This is a genomic window from Pseudomonas sp. FW300-N2A2 (assembly GCF_017351735.1).
In the GTDB taxonomy this organism is placed as follows: domain Bacteria; phylum Pseudomonadota; class Gammaproteobacteria; order Pseudomonadales; family Pseudomonadaceae; genus Aquipseudomonas; species Aquipseudomonas migulae.
This window is the reverse complement of record NZ_JACNDU010000003.1, coordinates 235,637-250,339: the sequence shown is the minus strand read 5'-3', so window position 1 is coordinate 250,339 and position 14,703 is coordinate 235,637. Positions and strand designations below refer to the sequence as shown.

Annotated in this window: 19 protein-coding genes; 6 read left to right on the top strand and 13 right to left on the bottom strand. The window is 60.8% G+C overall.

The window, feature by feature from the left end; all coding sequences use genetic code 11:
- Positions 1-74: 74 nt before the first annotated feature.
- The 4 genes from J4E42_RS06770 to trmB all read left to right on the top strand — a co-directional run bounded on the left by J4E42_RS06770 (position 75) and on the right by trmB (position 2,406).
- On the top strand, positions 75-443 hold the full coding sequence (locus tag J4E42_RS06770; RefSeq protein ID WP_207284877.1) for a DUF423 domain-containing protein: 369 nt from the start codon (positions 75-77) through the stop codon (positions 441-443).
- 172 nt (positions 444-615) lie between these two features.
- Positions 616-816, top strand: coding sequence for a sulfur carrier protein ThiS (thiS, locus tag J4E42_RS06765; protein WP_008026157.1), 201 nt, complete (start codon positions 616-618; stop codon positions 814-816).
- Between the two features lie 60 nt (positions 817-876).
- Complete coding sequence (locus tag J4E42_RS06760) at positions 877-1,671, top strand: thiazole synthase (RefSeq protein ID WP_008036703.1); 795 nt, start codon at positions 877-879, stop codon at positions 1,669-1,671.
- 9 nt (positions 1,672-1,680) lie between these two features.
- Positions 1,681-2,406 (top strand): tRNA (guanosine(46)-N7)-methyltransferase TrmB, encoded by a 726-nt coding sequence (trmB, locus tag J4E42_RS06755; protein WP_008026161.1) that lies wholly within the window; start codon positions 1,681-1,683, stop codon positions 2,404-2,406.
- 129 nt (positions 2,407-2,535) lie between these two features.
- Here trmB and J4E42_RS06750 read toward each other — a convergent pair whose 3' ends face one another.
- From J4E42_RS06750 to J4E42_RS06710, 9 genes are all read right to left on the bottom strand, one after another.
- Positions 2,536-2,859, bottom strand: coding sequence for a DUF3392 domain-containing protein (locus J4E42_RS06750; RefSeq protein ID WP_008026163.1), 324 nt, complete (start codon positions 2,857-2,859; stop codon positions 2,536-2,538).
- A gap of 22 nt (positions 2,860-2,881) precedes the next feature.
- The gene (hemW, locus tag J4E42_RS06745) at positions 2,882-4,087 is read right to left on the bottom strand and encodes a radical SAM family heme chaperone HemW (protein ID WP_259331665.1); all 1,206 of its coding nucleotides are present in this window, start codon (positions 4,085-4,087) and stop codon (positions 2,882-2,884) included.
- Positions 4,084-4,680 (bottom strand): RdgB/HAM1 family non-canonical purine NTP pyrophosphatase, encoded by a 597-nt coding sequence (rdgB, locus tag J4E42_RS06740; RefSeq protein ID WP_008036695.1) that lies wholly within the window; start codon positions 4,678-4,680, stop codon positions 4,084-4,086. Before rdgB ends, hemW begins: the two co-directional genes overlap by 4 nt.
- Entirely contained in the window at positions 4,677-5,111 is a 435-nt protein-coding gene (locus J4E42_RS06735) for a DUF4426 domain-containing protein (RefSeq protein ID WP_207284876.1), read from the bottom strand. The genes rdgB and J4E42_RS06735 overlap by 4 nt, the downstream gene beginning before the upstream one ends.
- Positions 5,112-5,137: 26 nt before the next feature.
- A complete protein-coding gene (metW, locus tag J4E42_RS06730; protein WP_008036692.1) occupies positions 5,138-5,758 on the bottom strand; it encodes a methionine biosynthesis protein MetW in 621 nt (206 codons plus the stop codon).
- A 7-nt stretch (positions 5,759-5,765) separates the two neighbouring features.
- Positions 5,766-6,905 (bottom strand): homoserine O-acetyltransferase, encoded by a 1,140-nt coding sequence (locus J4E42_RS06725; RefSeq protein WP_008036684.1) that lies wholly within the window; start codon positions 6,903-6,905, stop codon positions 5,766-5,768.
- Positions 6,906-7,115: 210 nt separating this feature from the next.
- Positions 7,116-7,703, bottom strand: a complete 588-nt coding sequence (locus J4E42_RS06720; RefSeq protein WP_192227547.1) for a YggT family protein — start codon at positions 7,701-7,703, stop codon at positions 7,116-7,118.
- 24 nt (positions 7,704-7,727) lie between these two features.
- A complete protein-coding gene (gene proC, locus J4E42_RS06715; protein WP_207284875.1) occupies positions 7,728-8,546 on the bottom strand; it encodes a pyrroline-5-carboxylate reductase in 819 nt (272 codons plus the stop codon).
- A gap of 36 nt (positions 8,547-8,582) precedes the next feature.
- Positions 8,583-9,269, bottom strand: coding sequence for a YggS family pyridoxal phosphate-dependent enzyme (locus J4E42_RS06710; protein ID WP_008036679.1), 687 nt, complete (start codon positions 9,267-9,269; stop codon positions 8,583-8,585).
- Between the two features lie 57 nt (positions 9,270-9,326).
- Between J4E42_RS06710 and J4E42_RS06705 the strand changes: the two genes are divergently transcribed.
- Complete coding sequence (locus J4E42_RS06705; RefSeq protein ID WP_008036678.1) at positions 9,327-10,361, top strand: type IV pilus twitching motility protein PilT; 1,035 nt, start codon at positions 9,327-9,329, stop codon at positions 10,359-10,361.
- 131 nt (positions 10,362-10,492) lie between these two features.
- On the opposite strand, the gene J4E42_RS06700 is transcribed toward J4E42_RS06705, so the two are convergent.
- Positions 10,493-11,113, bottom strand: coding sequence for a C40 family peptidase (locus J4E42_RS06700; RefSeq protein WP_008036675.1), 621 nt, complete (start codon positions 11,111-11,113; stop codon positions 10,493-10,495).
- A 250-nt stretch (positions 11,114-11,363) separates the two neighbouring features.
- Between J4E42_RS06700 and J4E42_RS06695 the strand changes: the two genes are divergently transcribed.
- Entirely contained in the window at positions 11,364-11,795 is a 432-nt protein-coding gene (locus J4E42_RS06695) for a TM2 domain-containing protein (protein ID WP_008026184.1), read from the top strand.
- Between the two features lie 94 nt (positions 11,796-11,889).
- Here the strand turns inward: J4E42_RS06695 and J4E42_RS06690 are convergent, their stop codons facing one another.
- The 3 genes from J4E42_RS06690 to pyrR are packed head-to-tail and all read right to left on the bottom strand — an operon-like array spanning position 11,890 to position 14,693.
- Positions 11,890-13,161, bottom strand: a complete 1,272-nt coding sequence (locus J4E42_RS06690) for a dihydroorotase (RefSeq protein WP_008026186.1) — start codon at positions 13,159-13,161, stop codon at positions 11,890-11,892.
- Positions 13,158-14,162 (bottom strand): aspartate carbamoyltransferase catalytic subunit, encoded by a 1,005-nt coding sequence (locus J4E42_RS06685; protein ID WP_008026189.1) that lies wholly within the window; start codon positions 14,160-14,162, stop codon positions 13,158-13,160. The genes J4E42_RS06690 and J4E42_RS06685 overlap by 4 nt, the downstream gene beginning before the upstream one ends.
- 27 nt (positions 14,163-14,189) lie before the next feature.
- Positions 14,190-14,693, bottom strand: coding sequence for a bifunctional pyr operon transcriptional regulator/uracil phosphoribosyltransferase PyrR (gene pyrR, locus J4E42_RS06680; RefSeq protein ID WP_008026190.1), 504 nt, complete (start codon positions 14,691-14,693; stop codon positions 14,190-14,192).
- Positions 14,694-14,703: the final 10 nt, after the last annotated feature.

The window sequence follows — 14,703 nt, the reverse complement described above, 5'->3', positions numbered from 1 at the left end:
AGAGATGGCTTGGCCGAACCCATTGAGCGGGCCATTATACAGACCCTGTTGATCGAGTCTGACTGGAGTTCTTCATGCTGCGTGGCTTTCTGATGCTGGCCGCTTTCTTCGGCTTCACCGGCGTTGCCCTTGGCGCATTCGCCGCCCATGGCTTGAAAAGCCGGCTGACGCCTGAATACCTGGCGATTTTCCACACCGGTGTCACCTACCAATTGGTGCACACCTTGGCGTTGCTGGGTGTGGCGCTGCTTGCCACGCAGATTCCGGGTCGTTTGATCACGTGGGCCGGCGCCTCGTTTGCCATTGGCATCCTGCTGTTTTCCGGCAGTTTGTACCTGCTGACCATGACCGGTATCAGCAAGCTCGGAATCATCACGCCCTTCGGCGGCCTGGCATTCCTGATCGGTTGGCTCTGTCTGGGCCTTGCCGCCTGGCGGTTGTAGGAGCGAGGCTTGCCCGCGAAGGCGTACTGTCAGTCAAAGAAGATGGTGGCTGAGACGACGTCTTCGCGGGCAAGCCTCGCTCCTACAAGGCCCACGACATGACGAATGGCTTGGGTCGCCAAGACTGATCGGGCTAGAATGCCAGCCCCTAAAAATGATGGCGGCATCCGGCATGCGCATTCAGTTGAACGGCGAATCCCTTGAACTGCCCGACGGTGAAACCGTTGCGGCCCTGCTGACCCGTCTGGAATTGACCGGACGCCGGGTAGCGGTCGAACTCAATCTGGATATCGTCCCGCGCAGCCAGCATGCGGACACCACATTGAACGACGGCGATTCCGTCGAAGTGGTACACGCCATCGGCGGCGGCTAGTCGCCCGGCCCGCAAGGGCACAGAATTCTGCAAGAACCTCACCCCTACAGAGGATTTCCCATGAGCATCGTTCGTAGCGACAAGCCCTTCGTCCTGGCCGGTCGTACTTACCAGTCGCGTTTGCTGGTAGGCACCGGCAAGTACCGCGACATGGAAGAAACCCGCCTGGCCATCGAGGCCTCGGGAGCCGAGATCGTCACCTTCGCCGTGCGCCGCACCAACCTCGGTCAGACCCCGGGCGAACCGAACCTGCTCGAAGTCCTGTCGCCGGATCGCTACACCTTCCTGCCTAACACCGCCGGTTGCTTCGACGCTACCGAGGCTGTGCGCACCTGCCGCCTGGCCCGTGAGCTGCTCGGTGGCCACAACCTGGTGAAGCTGGAAGTGCTGGCGGACCAGAAAACCCTGTTCCCCAACGTGATCGAAACCCTCAAGGCCGCCGAAGTGCTGGTCAAGGAAGGCTTTGACGTGATGGTCTACACCAGCGATGACCCGATCATCGCCCGTCAACTGGCGGAAATCGGCTGCATTGCGGTCATGCCGCTGGCCGGTCTGATCGGCACGGGCCTGGGGATCTGCAACCCGTACAACCTGCAGATCATCCTCGAAGAGGCCAAGATTCCCGTGCTGGTGGATGCCGGTGTCGGTACCGCTTCCGACGCCACCATCGCCATGGAGCTGGGTTGCGAGGCGGTGCTGATGAACTCGGCCATCGCCCATGCCCAGCAGCCGATCATGATGGCTGAAGCCATGAAACACGCCATCGTTGCAGGCCGCCTGGCCTACCTCGCCGGCCGCATGCCGAAAAAACTCTATGCCAGCGCCTCTTCGCCGCTGGATGGTCTGATCAAGTAAGAGCCATTGATGACTGAATCAAACGACACGCCAATCCAGACGGAAGAAGGCGACGAGCGCCAACACCGCCGCATCAAGAGTTTCGTGATGCGCGCCGGGCGCATGACCGAAGGCCAGCAAAAAGGTCTGGAACAGGGCACGCCGCTGTTCGTGCTGCCATTGGCCGACGCGCCGGTGGACTTCGACCAGGTGTTCGGTCGCTCGGCACCGCGTTCGCTGGAAATCGGTTTCGGCATGGGCCATTCGCTGCTGGAAATGGCCGCCGCTTCGCCGGAACAGGATTTCATTGGCGTGGAAGTGCACCGTCCGGGTGTGGGCGCGCTGCTCAATGGCGTGCTGACTCAGGGCCTGACCAATCTGCGGGTCTACGATTGCGACGCGATCGAAGTGCTCAACCGTTGCGTGGCCGACAACAGCCTCGATCGCCTGATGCTGTTTTTCCCGGACCCATGGCACAAGAGCCGCCACCACAAGCGTCGTATCGTTCAGGCGTCGTTCGCTGAACTGGTGCGCAGCAAGTTGAAGGTCGGCGGTATTCTGCACATGGCCACCGACTGGGAACCGTACGCCGAGTACATGCTGGAAGTGATGAATGTCGCGCCGGGTTATCGCAACCTGGCCGAAGACGGCAAGTGCGTACCGCGCCCGGCCGAGCGCCCGATCACCAAGTTCGAACGCCGTGGCGAACGACTTGGGCATGGCGTGTGGGACCTGAAGTTCGAAAAGCAGTCCTAAGCCCTACGCAATAAACCTGTAGGAGCGAGGCTTGCCCGCGAAGGGGCCGTACCAATCACTATCATCATCGACTGACACACCGCCTTCGCGGGCAAGCCTCGCTCCTACAGGTTTTTTTGTATCCGGAAATCAGCGGCGGTCGGCGACTACGCCGATGAGCACCAACACCACCAACAATACCGGCGCCAGGCTGTAGTTGTTGAACTGGCTCAAACCACGAACGATCCACGGTGTGGCGTAGATCAGCGCGGCACCGCTGCCGATCATGCACACCAGCGCGAGCAACGGGACGCGCAAAGCGCCGGCGATGCTACCCAGGCGTTGATCGATCCAGGCTTTGATGTCCGCGCCGAACAGCACCAGCAAACAGCCCACCAGCGCCAGAGAGATTTCCGACAGGTTACTGCGGCTCCAGCGGGAGACGGTGGCGAGCAGGTCGAGTATCAAATCCATTCGTTTTCCCTTACGGCTGAAATCAGCTCAGAAATGTTTGCAGCAAGTCATTGAGGAACAATTGCCCGCGCTCGGTGGCCGCCAGACGTGACGGTTCGACCTGCAACAGGCCGCTTTGTTCGGCTTCGTGGCGGCCTTCGGCGAGGCTTTCCAGGCTCAGCCCGGTGCGCTCCGGATACAGCCGCGATTCGACCCCATCAGTCAGGCGCAAAGCGTTCATCAGGAAATCGAACGGCAATTCATCGTTGGTCAGCGCTTTCTCGCCAGCCTTGAAGCTTTTTGCCGGGTTCAGGTAATCCTTCGGCAAGCGCGTCTTCCAGGTGCGCACGATGCGCCCGTCCGGATGACTGAGCTTGCCGTGGGCGCCGGCGCCGATGCCGATGAAGTCGCCGAAGCTCCAGTAATTGAGGTTATGCCGCGCCGGACGACCGGGCAGGGCATACGCCGAGACTTCGTATTGTGCGTAGCCGTGTTCGGCGAGCAACGCCTGACCGGCTTCCTGAATATCCCACAGCGTGTCGTCTTCCGGCAGCAGAGGCGGCTGGTTCCAGAACACCGTGTTCGGCTCCAGCGTCAGCTGATACCAGGACAAGTGGGTCGGCTTCAGGGCGATGGCCTGGCGCAGATCGCTCAAGGCGTCGTCCAGCGACTGATCGGGCAAACCGTGCATCAAGTCCAGGTTGAAGTTATCGAACCCGGCCTGGCGCGCCATGCCGGCGGCTCGCACCGCTTCATCGCCGTTGTGAATCCGCCCCAGAGCCTTGAGTTTCTCTTCCTGAAAGCTCTGGATGCCGATCGATAGCCGATTGATGCCCAGCGCGCGGTAGGCCACGAACTTCTCTTGCTCGAACGTGCCTGGATTGGCCTCCAGGGTGATTTCAATGTCGCTGGCAAACGGAATCCGTTGCTCGACGCCTTTGAGCAAACGGCCCAAGGCTTCGGCGCTGAACAGGCTCGGCGTGCCACCACCAAAGAAGATCGAGCTCAACTCGCGGCCGTAAACCGCGTGCAAATCCTGATCGAGGTCCGCCAGCAAGGCGTCGACGTACTCTTCTTCCGGCAGCACCGGGCTTGCGGTGTGGGAGTTGAAGTCGCAATAAGGGCATTTGCGCACACACCACGGGATGTGGATGTACAGCGCCAGGGGCGGCAGCACGGGAAGCGCGGCCCGAGGCGATTGTGCGTCACCGCCGTAGATCAGCGGTGGCGCGGATGATTCACGGGTCATTTCAAGCCCAGACGCTGGCGCAGCAGATCCATTGCACGGGCGCGGTGGCTGATGAGGTTCTTGTCGCTCGGGCTCAGCTCGGCGCTGGAGCAATCGCGCTCGGGCACCCAGAACAGCGGATCGTAACCGAAACCGTGCTCGCCACTGGCTTGGGTCAGGATGCGCCCATGCCACAGCCCTTCGCAGAGGATCGGCAGCGGATCATCAGCGTGACGCACCAGCGCCAGCACGCAGACGAACTGCGCGCCGCGCTCGGCTTGCGGCACGTCTTTCAAGGCGTCGAGCAGTTTGGCGTTGTTCGCCGCATCGCCTTTGCCGTCAGCGTAACGAGCCGAGTAGATACCCGGTGCGCCGCCAAGGAAATCCACCGCCAACCCGGAGTCGTCGGCCAACGCCGGCAGGCCGGAAATGCGCGCGGCATTGCGGGCCTTGAGAATGGCGTTCTCGACGAACGACAGACCGGTTTCTTCAGGCTCGACGCTGCTGAACTCGCCGATCGAGCGCAGATGCACCGAGTCGCCGAGCATGGCCTGGAGTTCCTTGAGTTTGCCGGCGTTGTGGCTGGCCAGTACGAGTTGCGTGAAATTCATCATTGGCCGGGGAAAAGCTCTTGTTGGAAACTGATGGTGTTGGTTTTATCGCCGGTCTGCACTTTGATATCGAAGGTGCGGACTTCCTGTTGCTCCACAGGGTATTGCGCAATGTAGTAGATCGCGCCTTGTTCGGTGATCTGCTTGAATTTCAACGGCACACTTTGGCTGGTGAGGTCTTTGACCGTGCCGCTGACCTCAGAGATCAGCGGTTTGCCATCCTTGATCACTGAGACGTTGATCACGCCCTGGTTCTTGCTGCGGATCAGTTCGGCGGACTTGGCAATGTCCGGTGTCAGGAACGTGGAGTTGAAGGTGTTGTAATGCACCGTCACGTCACCGAAGGTTTCCTTGCGCTCGCCCTTGATGACGTCGGCGGCCATGGCGGTAACGCTCAGGCAGGCAGTGAGTAGAAATAACGCTAGACGACCCATGATCGTTCTCCTTGAAATAGGGTGGTTCAGACCGCGACCTTGTGATCCTGCAGCCCTGGACTGCTGACGCGGTAAATACCGATCTCACCTAACAGATTAGGCCATAGCTTACTGGCCCACCCGTGCCGATGCTGTTGATCCACGGCAAGCCGATCAATGACCTTGGCTTCACGTTCGCGGCAAAGTGCTTCAAAGTCTTCGAAAGTGCAAAAGTGGATGTTCGGCGTGTTGTACCAGGTGTACGGCAGAAACTCGGACACCGGCATCCGGCCCTTGCTCGCCAGGTACCAGCGGCAGCGCCAGTGACCGAAGTTGGGGAAGGTGATGATGCATTGGCGACCGACCCGCAGCATTTCGTCGAGGATCTTGTCCGGGTAGTGCACGGCTTGCAGCGCCTGGGTCATGACCACGACGTCGAAACTGTTGCTGGCAAAGTTGCCCAGGCCCTTGTCCAGGTCCTGCTCGATCACGTTGATGCCCTTGGCCACGCACTCGGCGATGTTGTCCGCGTCGTTTTCCAGGCCGTAGCCGGTGACTTGCTTGTTGTCGCGCAGCCACGTCAGCAGCTCGCCGTCACCGCAACCTAGGTCGAGCACGCGGCTGCCGGCGGGGATCCATTCCTGGATGATTTCCAGATCAGCTCTCATGGCTTTCTCACAACGTAATGCGGTTCATGTAATTGCCGAATGCCTGCAGATAGCGCGGGATCGGAATCAGGAAGGCGTCGTGGCCTTGCGGAGCGTCGATCTCGAGGTAGCAGACGTCTTTCTTGGCCGCCATCAGCGCGTCCACCAGTTCCCGCGAGCGGGCCGGGGAGAAACGCCAGTCGGTGGTGAAGGACATCACGCAGAACTTGGCCGAAGCGCCGGCGAAGGTTTTCGCCAGGTCATCGTCGAAGTTTGCCGCCGGGTCGAAGTAGTCCAGCGCCTTGGTCATCAGCAGGTAGGTGTTGGCATCGAAACGCCCGGAGAACTCTTCGCCCTGATAACGCAGGTAGCTTTCAACCTGGAACTCGACGCTGTGGAAGTCGTAGTTGAGCTTTTCGCTCTTCAGGCCGCGGCCGAATTTTTCGCCCATCGAGTCATCGGACAGATAAGTGATGTGCCCGACCATCCGCGCCAGCATCAAGCCGCGCTTGGGGATCACGCCCGCTTCCTGGAACGAACCACCGTGGAATTCGGGGTCGGTGAGGATTGCCTGGCGCGCCACTTCGTTGAAGGCGATGTTCTGTGCCGACAGCTTCGGTGCCGAGGCAATGGCCAGGCAGTGACGAATGCGATCCGGGTAGGTGATGCTCCATTGCATCGCCTGCATGCCGCCGAGGCTGCCACCAATCACGGCGGCCCATTGGCTGATGCCGATCCGGTCGGCCAGGCGCGCCTGGCTGTGCACCCAGTCTTCCACGGTCAGCACCGGGAAATCGGCGCCGAACGGCTTTCCGGTTTCCGGGTTGACGCTGCTCGGGCCCGTGGAGCCGTTGCAACCGCCGAGGTTGTTCAGGCTGACCACGAAGAACTTGTTGGTGTCGATTGGCTTGCCGGGGCCGATGCAGCTGTCCCACCAACCGGGTTTGCGGTCGTCGGGGCTGTGGAAGCCGGCGGCGTGATGGTGACCGGACAAGGCGTGACAGATCAGCACGGCGTTGCTCGCCGTGGCGTTCAGCGTGCCGTAGGTTTCGTAAATCAGGTCATACGCTGGGAGCGAACGGCCGCAGGCCAGGGCCAGGGGTTCACTGAAGTGCGCCACTTGCGGCGTCACCAGACCAACAGAATCGGCGGGAAAGGCAGTTGGCATCGACCCTGCTCTCGTTGAAATGAGGCGTAAGTCTAAAGACCGGTGGGGTTAGCGGCAAGCAAAGGCCGGGCCTGATTTCATTCAGTTGAACCGAGGCGCTACATTCGCGGGCAAGCCTCGCTCCTACAGGTAATGTGTCGTTCGCCAATATCGCGATCGACTCTAAATCTGTAGGAGCGAGGCTTGCCCGCGAAGAACGATGACGCGGTATCAGATCAAACCGAGCAGCCCTTGAGGCATCAGGGCAAAGTACGCCAGCCGCGGAATCAGCCAGCTTTGCAGCAACTGGATCACGATAAACGCGAAGATCGGCGAGATGTCGAGGCCGCCCAGGTTCGGAATGATCCGGCGGAACGGGGCCAGTACCGGTTCAGTAATCTGCGCGACCAGCTCGGCGCCCGGATTGTGGCTGCCCGGCGCGACCCAGGACAGAATCACGCTGATGATCATCGCCCAGAAAATAATATTCAAAAACAGCGAGAACAGCGCAATCAGCGCCCACGGCACCAGCAGCACCCAGTCGACCATGAAGCCTTTGAGCGACACGATGACCGCGATCAGCAGCATCTGCACGATCAGCGCCAGCACCAGTGACGACATATCCAGCCCGAACATGCTCGGGATGACCCGGCGCAGCGGCTTGAGCAGCGGCTGGGTAGCCTTGACGATGAACTGGCAGAGCGGGTTGTAGAAGTTCGCCCGGACCAGTTGCAGGATGAAACGCAACAGCACAATCAGCAGATACAGGCTGCCCAGGGTCTTGATGATGAAAATGGCAGCGTCGTTGAGTCCTAGCATCATTTATTCCTTTGTAAGGGCTGATTAGCGACCGAGCTGCTCAGCCATCTCGGCCGAGCGGTGCGCAGCGGCGCCGAGTGCTTTTTCTACCAGCGCTTCGAAGCCGCCAGCCTGGAACGATTTGATTGCAGCTTCTGTGGTGCCCGCCGGCGATGTCACACGGCGACGCAGTTCAGCCGCGTCGACATCGCTGGCAACCGCCATGTGTGCGGCGCCCAAGGCAGTTTGCAGGGTCAGTTGGGCAGCGATGTCCGCCGGCAGGCCGAGCTTCACGCCGGCGGCGGTCATGGCTTCGATCAACAGGAAGAAGTACGCCGGGCCCGAGCCGGAGACGGCGGTGACGGCGTCCAGTTGCTGCTCTTCATCCAGCCACAAGGCGATGCCCACGGCCGACAGCAGTTCTTGCGCTTGTTGGCGCTGTTCTGCGGTGACTTCGGCGGTGGCGAACAAACCGCTCACACCCTGACGCAGCAGCGCCGGGGTGTTGGGCATGCAGCGCACGATCGGTTGTGCTCCGAGCCAGTTGTTCATGCTGGCGCAGGTGATGCCGGCAGCGATGGATACCACCAGTTGATCCGGTTTCAAGCTCGGGCGAATCGCTTCGCACACGGCTTTCATCGCTTGCGGTTTGACCGCCAGAACGACCACGTCGGCGCCTTGAATGGCCTCGGCGTTGTCAGCGAATACTTCGATGCCGTGTTCGGCGTTCACTTTGGTGCGGGTTTCTGCGCCCGGGTCGCTGGCGCGGATCTGCGCGGCGTCCAGACCTTTGGCGCGCAGGCCGCCGATCAGGCTGGCGGCCATGTTGCCGGCACCGATAAAGGCAATACGAGTCTTGCTCATGTCAGGTCCTTATAAATAGAAGAGTCGGCCATGGGTTCAAGGCTGACCGTAGTCGCGGGCGCCGAACAGGGCCGTACCGATGCGGACCCAAGTGGCGCCTTGGGCGATGGCCGACTCAAGGTCGTGGCTCATGCCCATGGAAAGTGTGTCGAGCGGCAGGTTCAGGCTGGCTTGCAGGCTTTGCACGGCAGCAAAAGCGGCGTCCTGGGCGGCGCGATCTTCCGTCGGTTCGGGAATCGCCATCAGCCCGCGCAGCTTGATGCGCGGCAGTTCGCTGATGGCGTTGGCCAGGGCCGGCAGGTCGGCCGGGGTGCAACCGGATTTGCTGGCCTCACCGCTGACATTGACCTGGATGCAGATGTTCAGTGGCGGCAGATCGGCAGGGCGTTGTTCGGACAGGCGTTGTGCGATTTTCAAGCGATCCACGGAATGCACCCAAGCGAAGTGCTCGGCGATAGCGCGAGTCTTGTTCGATTGAATGGGGCCGATGAAGTGCCAGATCAAGGGCAGGTCGGCCAATTCGAGCTGTTTGCCCAGGGCTTCCTGCAGGTAGTTCTCGCCAAAGTCGCGCAGGCCGGCGGCATGTGCTTCGCGCAGGGCCTCGGCGGGCTTGGTCTTGCTCACGGCCAGGAGCTGAACGCTGTGTTCGTCACGGTGGGCGGCGAGGGCTGCAGCCCGGATGCGTGAACTAACCAGTTCAATGTTGTCTGCTATCGTGGACATTCAAGAGGCGCCAGCGGGTCTGAGGTTGGCGGCATTCTACTGGAATTGAGGAGTGCTATGGATATCACTGAGCTGCTGGCGTTCAGCGCCAAACAAGGAGCGTCCGACTTGCACCTGTCGGCAGGCCTGCCACCGATGATTCGCGTCGACGGCGATGTGCGGCGCATCAATCTGCCAGCCCTGGATCACAAGGAAGTTCAGGAGCTGGTCTACGACATCATGAACGACACCCAGCGTGTGGATTTCGAGAAACACCTGGAAACCGACTTTTCCTTTGAGGTACCCGGCGTTGCGCGTTTCCGGGTCAATGCGTTCAACCAGAGCCGTGGCGCCGGCGCGGTGTTCCGAACGATTCCGTCGAAGGTCCTGAGCATGGAAGACCTCGGGATGGGGGAAGTGTTTCGCAAGATTACCGACTCCCCCCGTGGCCTGGTGCTGGTCACCGGCCCGACCGGTTCCGGCAAGTCCACCACCCTGGCGGCGATGATCGACTACCTGAACAACCATCGTCATCACCACATCCTGACCATTGAAGACCCGATCGAATTCGTCCACGAATCACGCAAATGCCTGATCAATCAGCGCGAAGTCCATCGCGATACCCGCAGCTTCGCCACAGCCCTGCGTTCGGCGTTGCGGGAAGACCCGGACGTGATTCTGGTGGGCGAGATGCGTGATCTGGAGACTATTCGCCTGGCGCTGACGGCTGCCGAGACTGGCCATCTGGTGTTTGGCACGTTGCACACCACGTCGGCGGCGAAAACCATCGACCGGATCGTGGATGTGTTTCCGGGGGATGAGAAGTCGATGGTGCGTTCGATGCTGTCCGAGTCGCTGCTGGCGGTGGTGTCGCAGACGCTGGTGAAGAAGATCGGCGGCGGGCGGATCGCGGCGCACGAAATCATGCTGGGAACGTCGGCGATTCGTAACCTGATCCGCGAGGACAAGGTGGCGCAGATGTACTCGTCGATTCAGACCGGCGGGAATCTGGGGATGCAGACGCTGGATATGTGCTTGAAGGAGTTGGTGACCAAGGGCTTGATCAGTCGCGAGCATGCGCGGGATAAGGCGCGGTCACCGGATAACTTTTGACCAGTCCGGAAACGCCATCGCGAGCAGGCTCGCTCCCACAGGTGATCGCATTCACATGTGGGAGCGAGCCTGCTCGCGATGGGGGCATCAGGTTCAAAGCAAAATCCCGGGTTGGGCCCGGGATTTTCAAATCAACGCTGAACAACCTGCAGCGTGTTCTTCTCTTTAGGCAGAACCCGCTTGGCAACCACGTAGTGGCTTTCCCAGTACGGTTTCTTCAAGGTGTCGATGGTCACCGACTTGCCACGGCGTGGTGCGTGGATGAAGCGGTCGTTGCCCAGGTAGATGGCAACGTGATTGACCCGGCGGCTCTTGATGTTGAAGAAAATCAGGTCGCCCGGCTTCAGGTCGCCTCGTTCGACTTTCTCGCCATGACCGCTGGCCATGGCGTTCGAGGTGCGTGGCAGGTCAAATGTGGCGTCGTTGAACGCGTATTTCACCAGGCCGCTGCAATCGAACCCTTTACTTGGGCTGCTGCCGCCCCAACGGTAAGGTGTACCGAGGACGTTGACGGCACGGCTCAGCACATTGCTGCTTTCCTTGGTCGCCATCGGCGGGACAAGCTTGCTGTTGGCTTTGCTCAGCGAGGTCGGTTGCTTGGCAGTTTGTTTGTTTTTGCTCGAAGGAGCAGAAACATGGGATTTTGGGGTGTAACCATTAACGTTAGGAAGACGTTGCTCACGATTGGTGGCGTGGGCGGCCAGTGGCATCAAAAGGCAAATGGTTAGCCATGTCTTGAAAAATGGACGCATTAGGCAAGGCTCGTGTTGGTTAGCGCGAAACTTTATAACAGCTTTTTTTGTCATTCCGAGGCCGTTGGTCGATTCAACCTGGCGGTCAACGGAGCCCAATACGCGGCAAATAGACGCAATTGTCGGACAGAAGTCAGGTGCTATAAGGGTTTGACGGGAGACACGGTAGCATTTGCCATACGTCGGCCACCTGTAAAAAAGTCACAAAGAATTCAAGAATATTTATCTATCGTGTGATTCGAGGCCATTCATGAACACCTATCGACACCCCGTTCCACATCAAGATACCCACAGCAAAGTGATCGGTTACCTGCTGTGGATTTTCGGTTTTACCGGTGCTCACCGCTTTTATTACGGCAAACCGGTGACCGGGACGATCTGGTTTTTCACCCTGGGTTTACTGGGTATCGGCTGGCTGATCGACGTGTTCCTGATCCCGGCCATGGATCGTGAAGCGGACCTGCGTTTCACCGCCGGGCCTATCGAATACAACGTTGCGTGGATTCTGCTGACGTTTCTGGGCGTGTTCGGCGTGCACCGGATGTATCAGGGGAAGTGGATCAGCGGGTTGCTGTACCTGGTGACGGGCGGGTTGTTCTTTCTGGGGGTTTTGTATGACTTCTGGACGCTGAATGACCAAGTTTCCGTGCGTAACGCGCAGAATCGCGGCACTTTCCAGTAAGTCATCGCTAGCAGGCTAGCTCCCACAGGGGATTTGTGTAATTCACAGATCCTGTGTGGGAGCTAGCCCTGCTAGCGATTGGGACAACGCGGTCTTAAGCCTGGTGGCTAATCCGCCCATCCACCAGCGTGTAACGCACCACACCCGGCAAACTATGCCCAATGAACGGGCAGTTCTCACCCTTGGACAACCAGGTTTCACCGGCCACGGTCGAAGCCGCCGGATCGAACAGCACGATATCCGCCGCACCACCCACCGCCAGTTTCCCCGCCGGCAAGCGCAAGGCTTGCGCAGGCCCGGCACTCAGGCGTGCCAGCAACGTCGGCAGATCGAGCAAACCGTCTTCCACCAGCGTCATCGCCAGCGGCAGCAACAGTTCAACGCTGCTTATCCCCGGCTCAGTCGCACCAAACGGCGCCAGTTTGGCGTCCCGTTCATGGGGCTGGTGATGACTGGAAATTGCCGAAACCACGCCGGATTTCACCGCCTCACGCAAGCCATCGCGGTCGGCGCGGGTGCGCAGTGGCGGCTGGACGTGATAGAGGCTGCTGAAGTCGATCAGCGCTTCATCGGTCAGGATCAACTGGTACAGGGCGACATCCGCCGTCACCGGCAATCCACGCGCCTGGGCCTGAGCAATCAGGGCCACGCCGCGAGCGCTGGTCAGCTGGCTGAAGTGCGCGCGCACGCCACTTTGCTCGACCAGCAACAGATCACGGGCCAGCGCCACGGTTTCTGCGGTTTCCGGAATACCCGGCAAGCCGAGGAAACTGGCGGTCGGACCTTCATGCGCCAAGCCGCCTTCGGCCAGATCATGGTCCTGCGAGTTGAAAATCACCGTCAGGTCAAAAGTCGCCGCGTACTCCAGCGCCCGGCACAGGGTGCGGGTGTTGCGGAAGCTTTCCAGGCCGTTGCCGAAGGCCACGCAGCCGGCATCGCGCAACGCCACGAGCTCGGCCAGTTGCTCGCCGTCCAGGCCTTTGCTCAGGGCGCCAATCGGGAACACCTTGGTGTTGCCGGCCTCGCGGGCGCGGTCGAGGATCAGTTCGGCCACGGCCGAGGTGTCCAGCACCGGTTTGGTCTTCGGCGGGCAGCACAGGCTGGTCACGCCACCGGCAGCGGCGGCGCGGGTTTCGCTGACGATCGAGCCTTTACGGCTGTAGCCCGGCTCGCGCAGGGCGACGTTCAGGTCAACCAGCCCCGGTGCGGCCACCAAGCCTTGGGCGTCGATGGTATCGACGGCAACAAAACCGGCGGGTGCGGCGCCAAGGGCGACGATCTTGCAGGCTTCGATGTGGATATCAGTCACTTGATCCAGCCCGCTGACTGGATCGATCACGCGGGCGCCGAGAATGCTGAGCTTCACTGAACGTTCTCCTGCTCGAATTGGCGCTGGGCAGTCTGCCCGCTCATGGCCATGGACAGCACGGCCATACGAATCGCGATGCCGTAGGTTACCTGGTTGAGAATCACCGAATGCGGACCGTCGGCCACCGCCGACTCAATCTCAACGCCCCGGTTGATTGGCCCCGGGTGCATGACGATGCAGTCCGGTTTGGCCCCGGCCAGGCGCGCGGTGGTCAGGCCGAACAGGCGATAGAACTCGCCCTCGCTCGGCAGCAGGCCGCCGGTCATGCGTTCGCGTTGCAGGCGCAACATGATCACCACGTCGACGTCTTTCAGGCCTTCGGTCATGTCGGTGTAGACCTTCACGCCGTATTGCTCGATGCCGATCGGCAGCAGGGTTTTCGGTGCGATCACGCGGATGTCCGGGCAGCCGAGGGTTTTCAGCGCCAGCATGTTCGAGCGCGCCACCCGCGAGTGCAGGATGTCGCCGACGATGGCCACGGACAGGTTTTCGAAGCTGCCTTTGTGCCGACGGATCGTCAGCATGTCGAGCATGCCTTGGGTCGGGTGCGCATGACGGCCGTCGCCGCCGTTGATGATCGCCACTTGCGGGCACACGTGTTCGGCGATGAAGTGCGCGGCGCCGGAATCACCGTGGCGCACGACGAACATGTCGGCGGCCATGGCTTCCAGGTTGCGCAGGGTGTCGAGCAGGGTTTCGCCCTTGCTCGCCGACGATGTCGAGACGTTGAGGGTGATCACGTCCGCCGACAAGCGCTGGGCCGCCAGTTCGAAGGTGGTGCGGGTGCGGGTGGAGTTCTCGAAGAACACGTTGCACACGGTCTTGCCGCGCAGCAACGGGACTTTCTTCACTGCCCGGGCGCCAACTTCGAGGAACGAGTCGGCGGTGTCGAGGATTTCCGTCAGCAGCTCGCGGCGCAAGCCGTCGAGCGAGAGGAAGTGGCGCAGCTGGCCCTGATCATTGAGCTGCAGCGGGCGCTTGGTTTCTAGAGGCGTCATCGCGAGGGGGACTCTCAATAGGGCGAATTAAAGGGCGAGGTCTTGCAGTTCGAGCTTGAGTTCCGGACCGGACAGCTTCACGCGCTCGTGGGCGGCCAGCGATAACGTCGCGCCGACCACGTTCGGGCGGATCGGCAGCTCGCCGGCGTCCAGGTCCAACAGGCACACCAGCGTCACGCTGGCCGGGCGGCCGTAGTCGAAGAGTTCGTTCATCGCGGCGCGGATGGTGCGGCCGCTCATGAGTACGTCGTCGATCAGCACCAGGTCCTGGCCTTCGATCTCGAACGGCAGCGCCGAAGGGCGCACCTGCGGGTGCAGGCCGTTCTGGCTGAAATCGTCACGATAGAAAGACACGTCCAGGGTGCCGAGCGGCGCGTCGCTGCCCAGTTCTTCGAGCAACGCCTGGGCAACCCAGACGCCGCCGGTACGAATACCGATGTAGCGCGGTTCGCTGATGCCACGGTGTTCCAGATGTGCCTTGAGACGGATCGCCATCTGGCTGATCAGTTCGGCGGGATTGGGCAGGCTCATGGTTGCTCCT